The sequence below is a fragment of the Edaphobacter sp. 12200R-103 genome (assembly GCF_010093025.1).
Classification (GTDB): Bacteria; Acidobacteriota; Terriglobia; order Terriglobales; family Acidobacteriaceae; genus Edaphobacter.
The window spans coordinates 120253-134022 of record NZ_CP048114.1 but is presented as its reverse complement, the minus strand read 5'-3'; the positions used below and the strand labels follow the sequence as shown (position 1 = coordinate 134022).

11 protein-coding genes and 1 tRNA gene are annotated in these 13770 nt (G+C 52.7%); 5 read left to right on the top strand and 7 right to left on the bottom strand.

Translation table 11 applies throughout. The features are described from left to right. Positions 1 to 15: 15 nt before the first annotated feature. The gene (locus GWR55_RS00665; RefSeq protein ID WP_162400537.1) at positions 16 to 516 is read right to left on the bottom strand and encodes a YkgB family protein; all 501 of its coding nucleotides are present in this window, start codon (positions 514 to 516) and stop codon (positions 16 to 18) included. Positions 517 to 1056: 540 nt separating this feature from the next. Here GWR55_RS00665 and GWR55_RS00660 point away from each other — a divergent pair. After that, positions 1057 to 1347 carry a hypothetical protein gene (locus GWR55_RS00660; RefSeq protein WP_162400536.1) on the top strand — a complete coding sequence of 97 codons (291 nt, stop codon included), beginning with the start codon at positions 1057 to 1059 and terminating at the stop codon, positions 1345 to 1347. Between the two features lie 29 nt (positions 1348 to 1376). On the opposite strand, the gene GWR55_RS00655 is transcribed toward GWR55_RS00660, so the two are convergent. Both GWR55_RS00655 and GWR55_RS00650 read right to left on the bottom strand, forming a co-directional pair. Further along, positions 1377 to 4490, bottom strand: a complete 3114-nt coding sequence (locus GWR55_RS00655) for a carboxypeptidase regulatory-like domain-containing protein (protein WP_162400535.1) — start codon at positions 4488 to 4490, stop codon at positions 1377 to 1379. Positions 4491 to 4552: 62 nt separating this feature from the next. Beyond that, positions 4553 to 7489 carry an RNA polymerase sigma factor gene (locus GWR55_RS00650; RefSeq protein WP_162400534.1) on the bottom strand — a complete coding sequence of 979 codons (2937 nt, stop codon included), beginning with the start codon at positions 7487 to 7489 and terminating at the stop codon, positions 4553 to 4555. A gap of 432 nt (positions 7490 to 7921) precedes the next feature. On the opposite strand from GWR55_RS00650, the gene GWR55_RS00645 reads away from it, so the two are divergent. After that, positions 7922 to 8539: a porin family protein gene (locus GWR55_RS00645; protein WP_162400533.1), complete on the top strand. Its 618-nt coding sequence runs from the start codon at positions 7922 to 7924 to the stop codon at positions 8537 to 8539. 72 nt (positions 8540 to 8611) lie between these two features. Then, entirely contained in the window at positions 8612 to 9046 is a 435-nt protein-coding gene (locus tag GWR55_RS00640; RefSeq protein WP_162400532.1) for a hypothetical protein, read from the top strand. Between the two features lie 289 nt (positions 9047 to 9335). Here GWR55_RS00640 and GWR55_RS19515 read toward each other — a convergent pair whose 3' ends face one another. Next, positions 9336 to 9524 carry a hypothetical protein gene (locus GWR55_RS19515; protein ID WP_370521424.1) on the bottom strand — a complete coding sequence of 63 codons (189 nt, stop codon included), beginning with the start codon at positions 9522 to 9524 and terminating at the stop codon, positions 9336 to 9338. Between the two features lie 80 nt (positions 9525 to 9604). On the opposite strand from GWR55_RS19515, the gene GWR55_RS19165 reads away from it, so the two are divergent. After that, the gene (locus GWR55_RS19165; RefSeq protein WP_238398548.1) at positions 9605 to 9991 is read left to right on the top strand and encodes a hypothetical protein; all 387 of its coding nucleotides are present in this window, start codon (positions 9605 to 9607) and stop codon (positions 9989 to 9991) included. 76 nt (positions 9992 to 10067) lie between these two features. Here GWR55_RS19165 and GWR55_RS00630 read toward each other — a convergent pair. After that, positions 10068 to 10201: transfer RNA gene (locus GWR55_RS00630), tRNA-Ser, on the bottom strand. 787 nt (positions 10202 to 10988) lie between these two features. Here GWR55_RS00630 and GWR55_RS00625 point away from each other — a divergent pair. Next, complete coding sequence (locus GWR55_RS00625; protein WP_162400531.1) at positions 10989 to 11231, top strand: hypothetical protein; 243 nt, start codon at positions 10989 to 10991, stop codon at positions 11229 to 11231. 116 nt (positions 11232 to 11347) lie between these two features. On the opposite strand, the gene GWR55_RS00620 is transcribed toward GWR55_RS00625, so the two are convergent. Both GWR55_RS00620 and GWR55_RS00615 read right to left on the bottom strand, forming a co-directional pair. After that, positions 11348 to 12298 (bottom strand): hypothetical protein, encoded by a 951-nt coding sequence (locus GWR55_RS00620; protein ID WP_162400530.1) that lies wholly within the window; start codon positions 12296 to 12298, stop codon positions 11348 to 11350. Positions 12299 to 12449: 151 nt separating this feature from the next. After that, on the bottom strand, positions 12450 to 13742 hold the full coding sequence (locus GWR55_RS00615) for an OmpA family protein (protein ID WP_238398800.1): 1293 nt from the start codon (positions 13740 to 13742) through the stop codon (positions 12450 to 12452). Positions 13743 to 13770 lie beyond the last annotated feature (28 nt).

Below are 13770 nucleotides of genomic sequence, written 5' to 3'. Positions count from 1 at the left end.
ACGGCTTTGATTAAGCTACGCCTCTCTCGGTAGATCATAGGCCGCCTTAAGTGAGTCCGTCAGCGTCCAAAGTGCTGCACCGAGAAGAACGAGATCTTTGATCAAAAACTCACCCACTTCGCCCGAGAGAGCAGGAAAACCTCCTAAGCTCGGCTCCCAGCCAGGCGTGGTCAAAATAAACGAGAGAGTTGTTAGAAACATGAAGACAGATCCAACACTCCCCATGGCGGAGGCTTTAGGAAACCAATGCCGAATGGCGATAAGTGCAGCGATGACTAATTCTAGAGCACCAATGATCATGGTGAAGTGGTGAACGGTCCAGATGCTGTAGCCCCAACTGAGTAGCGGGCTGTGCTGAATCAGCGGCTGAATGCCTTTGGCCTCATATTCTGTGCCCTTCATACCGGCGATCCATCCAATCGCTACAACCAAACCATAACGCAGAAATGCATGGCCGATGGGATCGATCCGAGCTACCCGGCTTGCCCAAACATTTGTCGTCTCGGCATTATTCATGAAAGCCTCCAAATAGAATCCGCAATCTTCATCAGGCACAAATGATTCTGATGTTGTAGCGCATCGTACTTATCACACGCGTAATCGCAGCAGCACGTCTGACAACTTCAAAGTCTCGAACAAGACGAAGCTCTTCTCCCCAAGGGAATCTTCTGGAAGGCACCTGTTGTTTTCTATAGGCTCTGAAGACCAAGAAGGTCTTAATGCTATCGACAGTAACGGAGATTGATACGCATGCACGTATGGAGCGAAAGCGTGAAACGCAGAGCCGGGTAGTCGACACGTTGTTCTCGGGGGATCGACTAACATTCCGCCACGGCACATCGGTATCGTCTTGCCTCTTGACTGCCCTCAGCAGGCTGGTAGCGGTAGAAAAATACTTCACATAAGCCTGTCATGCGTCACCTGCGATTTCGGGATGGGCACGGCACTCCAATAAAAGAGGGGAAATCCACTGTAGCGATGCATGCTTTCCAACGAGCTGGCCAGCCATGGTGGCACTGTGACGATGATTGCCGATCCCAACCGGGCTCTGAGCCAGTGGGCAACCTTGCCTGGCAGCCCCCGACAAAATTGACCATCATAGACACGGCAGCAGAAGAATCCATCATCGACACGATAGAGAACGCCGCGATGCATTCGACCTTCGTCATCGTGGACCTGGAAGGCACTGCCTCGATGATGACGGGTTTCGATGCCACCTTCACCAGCATCGAAGGCGAGAAACGGGGATTCCGACCCAATCAATCCATCGCACAGCTGAAAAACTCTTTGCCTAAGCTCTTCCCTGGCGCAAACAACATTACGGGGACCAACATACTTTGTAAATAGCTTTACCGGTGTCCATTCGGCTTATGGTGTTAGAAGATAAACCGCAATCCTAGCTGGACGGAACGCGGCCCTCCCTGCTGATAGAGTGCCCCGCTGCCGCCAAAACTTTGATTCAGCATTCGGGTCGACTGTCCGAAGAGCAGATCGGTCACGTTGGGGTCGATATAGCCGTAGTTCGGGTGGTTGAGGAGATTGAATGCCTCTCCTTTGAACTGTACCGTTAGTCGCTCGTAAATCCGGATCTCTTTGCGGATGCCAATATTGACCTGTATAGCGCTGAAACCACGAACAATGTTTCGCGGTGCATCTCCGGCCTCTCCTTCCAGGGGAAGCACGAAGGCAGGATTTGCAGCATTCTGGCCTCCGTTGAAGATGCGCCCACCCGGATACTGAGAGTTGTGGAGGTAGAACGAACGATTCCCCAGCCGATTGACTCCGCTGTAGTAGCGTTCGCCGGTGACGGGATCGAGCAAGCGATTGCCGAAGAGAGTGACCGGGAAGGCCGAACGTGCGATCAGACGGCCTTCGATGCCCCAGCCTCCGAACACATACCTTGAAATTAATCCTGTTGGTTGAGGAAGATCCCAAGAGACGGCGCCCTCGGCGTTATGACGGATATCGTAGTCCGAGTTTCCATAGACGAGGGGGAACGCCGGGTCGGTCGATCCATAGTCCTGCGAGTGTGCCCAGGTGTAAGAGGTGAGAGCCTGGACGCCTCGGGCGATCGAGCGTTGAAATTTAACCTGAAGCGATTGGTAGTTTGAGGTGATTCCGTTCGGAAAGTAGGAGATATCTCCGAGCTGTGGATTCATCGGGGCGACATATCTCCGCTGTTCTTCGAGCAGCCGTGCTCCGTGAGATCCGATATAGGAGGCTGTCAGAGTTTGATTGCGACCGAGCGCCTTCTCGAGTGCTACATCCCATTGCAGGCTGTAGGGCAGCTGAAGATCCCGGGGAAAGACGAAGGTGGTCGAACGAGTTAGAGACGTCGCCGCGGCAGCGTTCGCCAGCAGGTCGGGCGTAAGAGGAACCGGTGTGTTCTCCAAGATGGTCGTCGAATGGAATCCTGCCGCGGTGAAGGCACGGAAGGCTTGACGGTCTCCTGTGTCGAAGAACACGCCGGCGCCGACTCGCAAAACCAGTTCGCGCTCGGGACGCGATCCCACAAGCCAGGCGAGACCGAGACGTGGGGCAAGATTGAACCAGGAACCCGTCCAGAGTGGCGTGCCTCGTGAAGCTATCGTGAGCGTTGAGGGATTAGCCACGTCGCCGCTTGCAGTGTAGGCATCCTTTCCGTCTGAAGCGTGCGGAGCAAGGTTCGCTTCAGAACGAAGTCCAAGCGAGAGAGTGAGAGAGTGAGACGGCCTCCACTCGTCCTGCACGAAGGCGGAGAACTGATTGAGGACAGGGTGCGCCGTCTCGTTTTTCGATATTGTTATCTCGGAGGGGATTCCGTCAATCATAGACTTTCGGTCAAACAGGTATGCGTAAACGGAGAGTGCGGGCGGCGTGAAACGCGAGGCCAGGTGCCTCTGATCGAATCCGAGTTTGAACAAGTGTTGGCCTGTTTGAATGCTCAGGGTATTGCGAAGGTTCCACTGTGCGATCGAGCTGCTATTGCAATCGGAGGAAACACGGCTGCCGCCGACCCCGACGACATCGATAGTCACACTTGCAGTCACCCGGGGACAGTCGTCAGATAGACCGAAAATTTGATTGAAGTGCACTCCAAATGAATTCAGATTAGGCACGGTACTTAGCCTGTTTCTCGCAATGCCAAAGCGAAGCTCGTAGTTGATCTTTGGGGATGCTTGATAATTGACCCCAAGCGTCATTGTCTGCGTGCGAATCCGATTCGTGAATATTTGAGATTGTGTAGATCCCTGGCTGCTATTACTGGGTGTATCCCCAAATCGCGTGAAGGCTGACAGCTTTGGCGTAAACGTATGGTCGATTCGGAGACTAGCCGTGCTCAAACCAGCGGGCTGTGGATCGCCAAATCCAACACTTGCGAAGGAGAGTCCGCTGAGATGGCCGTCCGGAGTAGGTAGCTCGTATGGGGAGGACGGCCCCACAAAGTAACCAAGATAGCGAGAGGCAAAGACGGCATGTAGCCGAACGTCATAGGAGGGGACGAAGGAGGGGAAAGCCGGGTGCTGTTGGGTCAGGTTGAGCCCTTCGAAAGAGATGAAGAAAAAAGTTCTATCGAATTTATATGATGTTTTTGGGAGACGAACAGGCCCCGAGGCCGTACCGCCCAAGTCGTACTGGGCGAACTTGTGGTTTATATCTTGGCTTGGGAAATAGCTTTGGAACGGATCCGGTGCATCAATTTGATATCCCCTCCACATTCCGAAGAAGGTTCCGTGGAAGTGTTCCGTGCCCGAGCGAGTGACGAAAGTAAACTGCCCTCCGGGAGTTCTTCCGTACTCGGCGGAGTAGTTTGAGGTCAATACGCGAATCTCCTGTAATGCATCGATCGATACTAGGCTCTGCGTCGTCCCCAGCGCCGTTGAGCCGGCCGAGGATCCGGCGTTCGAGATTGCCGAGCCTCGTTGCCCGGAACCGAGACTCAGGTTGGCTGAGACTCCATCGATGTAGAAGGAGTTGGCACTTGGACTTTGTCCGTTAACGCTGAAGTCGCCCGGTTCACCAGAGCCCTGTCCGGCAGCCTGTGGGGTTTGTGTGACGATCCCCGGCGTCATCGAGATCAGGTCTTGAAAACTCTGCCCATTCAGCGGGACGGTATTGACGAAGCGGCGATCAACGACTGTAGTTACAGAGGCATCGTTGGTAGTGGGCGTTATGCCACTTGCATCCACTGTGACCGATTCCGTCACGGGCCCAATCTTGAGGCGGACGAGAAAGCCCCTCGTCTCCCCGATATTCAAGGTGATGCCGCTGAGCTGCGTTGTCGCAAAACCGGCGCGCTGGATCCAAAGCCGATAGGTGCCTGGCAGAACTCCGGTTAGCAGAAATCTACCATCGCCTCCCGTCTTTGAATCATTCTCGGTGCCCGTCTGATCATTCATTAGCCTGAGTTGCGCCTCGGGAATTGCAGCACCCGAAGAATCCTGAACAGTGCCTACGACGGTCGCTGTACTCACCTGAGCGACGGCGCGCAGAGTGAGGAGTAGAAGCAAGAACCGAATATTCTTTATCCTGCTCAACACTAAATCGATGATTCTGGCCCTTTTCTTCATAGTCACGGCTCAGGTGCTTGTCCGATGTTCTCATCTGGAGTGGAAGATTTTGATTGAGCCTTCTCCGACGCCTTCAGCCTGGAGGCAAATCGATCAAGTTGAGCTGCCTGACTCAAAGGCATTGCACTCAATCCTCTTTCGAGCAGGTCAAGCGGCGTCACTTGATTCGTCGACGCTGTATTTGAAGTGAACAAGATGCCAAGCACCTGATTTAAGTATTGCATTCGATGGAGAAGCTCATCCGTCGTTTGAAAGAACTGTTCTCCGTTCTCTATCTGTGAGGCCTGGGGGGAGATCGAATTGTGAAACGCAGGATCAATAGGCAGAAGTTGTTCCGAAAGGCTGTTGAGTTCACTATTGAGGTCTGCCGAGTGCTTGCCTACCATCTCCGCCCAACGTCTTCGCGACGCGAGATCAAGAGAGCTCATATCCGAGATGGAAAAGACGCTTCCAAGGCGATGCAGTGCGTATGCATCCTGGAGCGCGCGCTGGGAGGACAAGAGCACATGCCGCGAGTATTGTTCCATCGTCGGATTCAACTTCTCTTCAGAAATATTTTTAGAGGAAAGATAGGCACGCAAAGACGGTTCAATAACAGGCTTAGCTTCTTTAATCTCGTATAGAAGTGTATTGCTGCGTTGCGCCTGATTTGTATGAGGAGTCGCAGCATCGGAAGATTGATTTAGTTGAAGATCAAGCAGCTCAGAGTTTTCAAGTTTCTTCAAGCGTGTCACGATCCGCCGTCTCAAAGCCGGATCTTCCACTGATCCTGATATGCGGAGTCGCCCATCGCCGGTTCTTGCTACTTCGATGGGCTGACCAACATCGGCACTGAGTTCGTAGAGCTGGTAGAGAGTTGCGATCTGAAGTCCTGCAATGCGAGCTCCGGTATGGTCGCCATTCGTTGTAGACCGCCTGAAAGGCGAGCGGAGCTCAGTTGAAGGGCCTGACGCGGCATCGGTTAGATCGAACCTGGAGTCAGGCACGGATGCGGAAGCAGTTCTCTCAAGGCTGACCTGGGTCCAGCGAAGTCGAAGTGTCCGCTTGCCGTTACGAACCTCTAATGTCTGCTGGAGCGGCCGGAAGTTCTTATCAAGTACAAGTGTTGCAGATACAAAGTGAGATCTTTCATTAGACGGGAGCGCTGTTGTCAGCTCATACCCATCTGCCGTAGCGGCAAACGATTCCTGACCGCCTAGCTTCCGGAACCCAACCGCCGAGATCTCCTGCTGCCAGAGGCCAAATGCTAGAAGCTCATTTTGATCGTTCGACCGATTCTGATCATCCTCAACATGGGAATGGGTGCCGCTCTTGTTGTGCCATGCGGCTGCGACAAGGTGATGCTTCGTGTCATAAAAGCGACGGATAAATCTGCCTCCATCCCCATCTTTCCACATCTCAATTGTGCCTCGTTGCTTTATCCCTCCGTTGGCAGTGATTTCCTCGACACGCAGTAGCTGATGCTCTGTCGTTCCTTGCGACGCCACTATTTCGGCTTTGATCGAGCGATCGAGAACGATGGTAACGTCCAGCGGTCGCCTCTGGTCGCGCAGCAACACATAACCGGACATACCAACGAATAGTAGGAGCGTCAGGGACCAAGCCAGTACAGGCGTTGGAGTGAGTGCTCGCAGAGTGCGTCGAATCTGGTCCCAAGCGGTGCCTCCCATTTTTGAGGGTGAAACTTCAGCTATCTTGTGCGGGATTGCGGCAGAATTAAGAGAATCTGTATCGAGTTTGTCGAGAGTCCTATCCCAGATGAGAGCTTCATCATAGTATGTGACCTGGCTATGCAGTCCTAAGCCGTCAAATGTCACCAGAACTTCGAGCCAGCGCGAATCGCTCAAGTGGATGCGTTGTTCCAGCCTGGATGGCCCTTCAGGTGGCACATCTTCTATGGATAAGAGTGCCAATCGCACGTCCTGTTCACTGAAGACCTCAATGAATGAATCCCGCTCCGGGGCAACAACTCGTGCCGAGAGGGTGCTTCGAGAAGAGACGACATCATGCGAGGCGACGATACTTCCATTGTGTGCAATGGAGAGCGTATTCGGTCGATGCTCATAGACATGCTTCCAGCGCCGCTTCAGCAATTCAAAGACGTGGTTCTCTAGCGCGTCTTTCAGAACAGGTGTCGGCGGGACATCTCCGGCGAAGCCCATGCTGTCCAGCGGTTCGCGGTCAGCCAGCCCGGGCCGTTGAAAGTACTGGTCAATAAGGTCAAGACAGCGCTCGCAGCTCACGATGTGGGAGAGGAGAGCACACGGAATTGGTTCCGATTGCCCGGCAGCATAATAAGCAAGTAGCTGTAGCTCGGGAAGACATGCGCGCAGGCGCGCGCCAAGAATCGCATCGCGCAGCTCTTGGAAGAGGTCCGGCGCAGAGAGTAATGTCCACGAACGCGGCGCAGGAGGAGGCGCCATGCTGTTAGCGATCCGAAGCTTACCAGAGTCCTCCAGATGAGATTTGATCTCCAGACGAGCGACCTTGAGTTTGTTGTAGATGGCCGAGATGGGAAGGCGCGCCAGGTCGGCCGTCTCCTGTCGTGAGTAGCCATGGAAGAAGTGAAGAATGAAATAACTGGCACTCTTCGATTTCTCTTTTCGCCAGACGGAGAAATTGCATATGCGTCGGAGATCGTTCTGGCGTTCGAGTGGATCTCCCGATCGTTTGGAGTTGATGGCGAAATCAAAGGAATCGAAGTCGGCGATGCTTATGAGGTGATCTGCCTCTCGTGAGGCTCGTGCGAGGTTCGAAAGGCAGATGTGGCGAAGACAAGTGTAGAGATAACCATCCACGTTTTCGACATTACTGAGATCCGGTCGCTTCAACGTGAAATAAAGGCATAGTTCCTGGACGATATCCTGAGATCTACTGACATCGCCGCGCGTCAGATTCTGCGCCCAGATCAGCAGTTGGCTGTATCGAGCCTTGAGCAAGCGCTCGATGTCTACAGGGTCTACTGGCTGCGCCCGTTTGCTTCGCTGAGGTCCAAGTCTCTGCATTTACCTATAAGGAGCGGATAAAGAGGGCGAATCTACCCTGTTTCTTGAAATTTAATTTCGGAGCGAATTTTTCATAGAAAAGCTGCAGCGAGGGCGACCGATATTTTTTAAGCATAACCATATTATCTTCAGTTGCTTATATGAACTTTGCATGGTGGTTCACGAAAAAACCGTTTCTCCAGGGTAGATTGATCTACCGGACTCCTCTTTATGGGTGAGCGTTCCAAAGGAGTCTCTTCGTTGCAATTTCGTCTTGTCTCATTTCTTTATGTCGTGCTTTCTCTGTCCATCCTGATTCAAGCAAAGGCAGACAGCGCATTCGCACAAGCTCCACACCCAACTCAAAGCAGGAATACCGTCTCAAACATGGATTTCTCCGTTGGCGTCTTTGGACAATTGACGCAGGCGCGTATCCCGACCACCTCGCAGCAATTTGGCGACGGTCTCTTCACGACGCAGAGGTCTCAAAGTGCCTCTCCTTCCGCAGGAGTGCTGGGGACCTTCCACCAGCAATTCACACGATGGATAGGCTACAACGTGAATGTCGGCTATACGCGCCTTACGGAAAGCTATTCCTCTGGAATTGCCTTTGTTCCATCGGCGACGTCCTCAACCGCTCTAACCACGAACTTTATACGCGGGTCGATCGGGACCAATGTTGTTGAGACGACGGTTGCAGCTGTGGCGCAAGGCCCACGGAATCGGCGCTTCAGCACCTTTGCTCAATTCGGTGGCGGCGGCCTGTTCTTCGTACGTTTCACTCATCTGGATGGGTACAACAAGCAGATTCGGCCAACGATGGTCTTTGGCGTAGGAATGAACTATCGCCTTACAGAGCATCTAGGTCTCAGAGCTGAATACCGAGGGCTGTTCTATAAGAGTCCGGATTTCGCTCCGACACTGAATTACCTTCCGGTTACTAGGATGTTTACGGTGACCAACCAGCCTGCTGTCAGTTTGACCTACACCTTCGGCGGCCGGTAAGCGCGTCTCGACAGGTGAAGCTGACCTCGCATTTGTCCCGTTATAACCAAATCAACTGAAATAGGATCATTCATGGAATTCGCATTTGGTTTTCGCTTCTCTCAACGCAAGTTTCGGATGTCGTTTTTAACCTTCACCCCCATTTCAATTACTTCTCTGCCAGGACATAGCGATATGCAGCCGAGAGACTGGGCAAATCGGCGAGAGATTTCGAATCGCCGCCAGCGTGTGCTTAGAAGAGATCGGTACCGATGTCGGGGATGCGACAAAGATGAGAGAGACGTAACTGTCGCAGTCCATCTCATCAATCCTGATGTCACGGAGGAAGAGCATATGCTCACTTTATGCAAGAACTGCTTTGCAATCGTGAATCGAAGGAGGATAATCGCATCTCGCACCCCTGAATTTCTTCTCAAGCTGTGGGCCGTGCTACATTCCCGCGACCTCAGCCCCGCCGGCTATGAATCAGATGAAAATCCGGAATTTACCACTCAGCAGCTTCCATGAGGAATGCAAGCCATCATTGCAAGCTGGCGATAACAGGGCTAATCACTCATCGACCATGGCGGCGTCAACAGGCGAAAGACAAGTCCTTTGGGGCATGCTTCTGTTGCTCAAACAGTGACAGTTCAGCACCCACCCTGGCAAAAACCTTTGGCTTTCCGTAAATACCTCTGCCGCATCACAAAATGGCTTTAATCTGATCGGTATCAATATCGGGCATTCGAGCGATGCCAGGCAAAGGAATCGTCGCAGAGCGGGAGTCAAGGCTGCGCAGCAGAGATATTAGTTTCATTCACAACTCATAAGCCTGCAGCGCACCGTCGAGTGGCGGCATGGGCCTTGACGCTCGCATGATCTGCGACGAATAAAATCCATTGGACGCAAAAATGCCGACAGGATGCAACCGCTTGAGAGCGGCTGTATAGGATTGTTCATCAAGTTCGATCCCGAGATAGCGGCAATGAAGTACCTTTGCTGCGATCAGAGTCGAGCCGGAACCGCAGAATGGATCGAGAACCAGGTCGTGCCTCTGCGTAGTGCTGCTACCGGCTTCTGAGTCGGATGAAACCTGTTTCCGGAGTAGGGCATGTCGATAGTCTTTGCGCGTACGGCGAGGACAAAGACTGGACTTTCGCCAGCGAAACTCTCTTCGGCAAACGTCCCATGCGGCCCAACAAGCCTGCGGACCAAGTGCCTCCAGCAGCGAAGAAAGCGGACATCGTGAAGCAGATCGGCTGGCCCACCTTTCGTCATACATACTCCACCTTGCTGAAGGACAACGGGGAGGACGTCAAGGGTGGTACAGGAACTGATGCGTCACGCCAACATCACGACACGACGGCCATGAACATCTACACACATGCATTGACCCCGGCCAAACGGGGGCGCAGAGCAAGGCAGCCGCTGTGCTCTTCGGCCGTACGCCACAACCGGTCGTGGTGCAGTTAGGAATGTGCGTTCCCATAACTGTTCCGACGGAAACTCAACCGGTTGCCGAATTTTCCTGTAAGTGATTGATTTTGTATGGTGGGCACAGCAGGATTCGAACCTACGACTTCCACCGTGTGAAGGTGGTCGAAAGGTAGCCAGTTGATGATTCTAAAAGAGTTATCGGTCGGCTGAGTGGCCAAAAACCGGCATTATGGGCGCTATTTGCCCCAAAAATGCCCCCAACTTTTTCAGTGGGTATCAGTGGGTAATGGACTGACCGTGGCGGATCAGTCCAACCGTCTTTAGCTCAGAGCGAGTAGTCGGTCGGGTTGAGTTCTTCTGCCTTTGTTCTTACCAAAACTCCCTTTACCGGCTTCTCCGAGTTGAGGACAATCCAGAAGTTAATAGCGAGAATGGGTGTTTGGTGGCACCGACTCGTGCTGAAGGCAGATCCCTAACCGTTTCTATTGAGTCTGAGGGGAGAAGTGACCACTGAACAGTGCTTGGCTTGAACCTGGTGGTACACGCGCGATTGTTGACCCATACGCGTTGCCTTTTCCGCAATTGCAAGACTGATGAAGTGGTTGAGGGATAGCCCATCTTCGTGCGCGAGATCATTGGCTTGCTGTCGAATAGAGGAGAGAGGCGGAGTGGAAAACTCTGTTGCCGCTTATATTCCTTAATCATGTAAGCCAGCGTATATCGCAACTTATCCCCTATTTACTACAACTTCTCAGGTATGTCGTTTCATCAAACCCAAATAGTCATACCGTTTCAACCTTGTATTGCTTCGACGTTGGATCATTTCTTTTCCATAATTGTCAATGGATTAGATGTTGCATTAGATCAATACTGAATGGAAATTCGTGCGATTCTGGATATCGTGTCAAAATCGTTCTACTTCTATCGAAGTCACCCGGTGAATAAAGCCTAGCAGTGGAACACATGACATCTTAGTCAAGTGTGGAAGGAACGGCCCAAAAGTCCAGTAACTCGCCTCACAAAGGAGAACATCATGTGGAGCAATAAGGCCCCAACCGAACCGGGCTACTACTGGCTAAAAGAGAAAAACGAGAGCCAGACTGTGGTGCTAGGTGAGCGAGATTCGCCCAAGCAGAAGGAATTGCAATTTTATTTCGTTGCCGAGGAGTTTGGAACCGAGGGAGATCGAATTATCCAAGCGGGAGGAAGGTTTTGGTCCGAACGTATTTTGCCCCCCGAGACTCCAGGAACGGAATTATCCGAAAGCCTTCAATAATGATTTGGGAGGCAATGCTAATTTCATTCAATTCCTAAAGTGTCTGCGTCCCGCGGCGCTATGGACGTAGATGATAGTCCAGTTTAGCTGCCATTTTGCGGACTTCCTTCTGATGGTCACTTGACCACGGACTGAAAGAGTGGCGTGGTTAACAGGCTGGCGAATTCACTATCCGATGAGGAATAGTCCACAGTAAGTGTGCCCGCGTTGGAGTCGATTGTGGCCCGGTCAAGCACCGTCTTTTCGAGCGACGTGGAAGATGTCTTCTCCATCATGACCATTCCCTTCATCAGGGTGGCGCAGGTGGCCGCTGTCATCGTGTCGGACATGACAACAGCCAGATCAAACTTGACTCCGTTATCAAAGTCCATGGTATAGCGCGAACTCTTCATCCGGTTGCGAACAGTATCGTAATCGGCCAGCTGCGCAGCATCGCCCAGCACACTCTTCATCATGGTCTGAGTGCCCTTGGCATCCAGCAGGCTCCAGATAGCGCGCTTATCGACTGCACCCATATCGTTGACCATATCGACGTCGGAGAGAAAGTTGGGGACAATGCCATCGCGGGCGTCAAGCGCTACCTTGACCGCTGATCTGTCGCCAAAGACCATTGTTGTCTGGTTAAGAAATACGACACTCATCCCGGCCGCGCCCATGGGATAAATATTGTTGTTACGGTAAACGATGGGCTTGGTCTTGCTTTTGGCAAAGCCGGCCAAGATAACCTGTGTCTGAAACTGGCCTTGTGCGATGCCTACGATCCTGGACGCATTCGCGTTGGGGCCGCGAAAAGCGGCAAAAGCGAGCACGTCGGCATCCTTGTCAACGTTGAGCTTGGCATTCTTCAGGGCCACCGCCAGCCGCTCCAGCTCAGGGGGCAGAATGCGCTCCTTCAGCTCCATCGCCGCAGTGGAGTTCTGCATGACACGATAGTCCACAACGATGAGCTGCTGAACATCTTTGGGAATAGTTGCCTTGGCATCGCTGGAAAGCTCTGCTGCCTGACAACATGTAGTAGAGAGGGCAAGAGCTACGATAGGAAGAAGTTGCCGATAATGAATACGCAATGAAGTGCTCCTTGGCCGCCAGATTTTGCGGCCTAACCCAAGTCAGGCCTCTAAAGACAGGATGCCTCTCGGGATCAACGTGAAGAATTCCCCCACGTTAATCCCAATAAGACACAACAATTGCAAGATGCAGAACGACCGACCAAAGAGTCTAGCGATGAAGCGAGAAGGCTGCACGGCGGTTCTGCTGCCAGCAGGTCTCGTTTTCGGCGGTGCATACCTGAGCTTCTTTTCCATAGCTAATGATCTGTAGCCGGTCCGCATCGATACCATCCGCAATAAGAGCCTTACGGGCAGCATTCGCGCGTTTTTCACCAAGCGCTAGATTGTACTCAGCAGAACCGCGTTCATCTGAATATCCGCCAATAAGCACACGTATTTCGGGATGCGCTTTTAGATACTGCGCCGCATGATCGATCGCTATCTGGGCGTCAGGTCTAATCTCGTACTTGTCATAATCAAAGAGAGCATCTTGCACGTTCTCATGGAAGATTTTGTCATCAGCATTGTCAGACTGGCTTGGAGCAGTCGCAGCTACTGTCGGGATAGGCTGATTGACGCGGAATGCGGCCTCACATTCTGCTGTTGTCGAGGGGCTTGAAACCAGCGACGCATGGCCAGTCACACGATAATCGCCGGGAGCTATGCCCGTTGTATTGATGGTTACACGCCGTCCAGATCCTTGAACTGTTCCTCCACTCGAAGACCAGGAATAGTTGACGTCGAGTTTGTCCGGTTCGGTCATGGTGTTGCCAATGATCTCTAAGACCTGTCCCTGATCGATGTTGGCCACATTGGTGCTACAGGTGAACGAAAGTTCGTTTGAGCGCTGGGCGACAATGGGAGCCGGTGGGGGTGGCGCATAACGGCCTCCAAATTTAATGACGAGCCCGGCGCCGATCATAAAATGGTTTTGAGCGTCATTTGTTCCGTTCGGCAGAGCAGTCCTGAGATATTGAACTTCAAGCGCGCGAATGGCGAAGCGGTGGGTGAGGTTCACATCGAGTCCTCCCCCACTGGAGAGCGCCCAACTAGATGCACTGGAGGTGCTTGATGTGGATGTCGGAAAATAAGAATTACTTCCGTGTGCTCCGCCGAAGAGCACCTGACCAAAGGGCACCAGACGATGGCCGTTGCGCGCGACTCTTGGTCCGACCATGAAGGTCATCAGGGTGAGATTCTGGCCGAGCAAGCTGATATTGTTTGCATGGCCACCTGTGAACTCTCCGGCAATGCTGAGCCAGTTCTTCACATGAAATCCTGCAGAGACGTACCCTCCATTCATATCAAAGCAATCACAGCCGCCTGGAGGCGCATTCGCCCTGATGTTGTTGTAGCCAAGTGAGAGATCGAATCGCGGAGCGATCAAGGCAGGGTCGGACTGTCTCTGCTGCGCTATCGCAGCAGAGACTCCAACCGTTACGAGAATGAGAGCTACCTTCATTAGACGCATCGTTTATATCCCCTTCCAG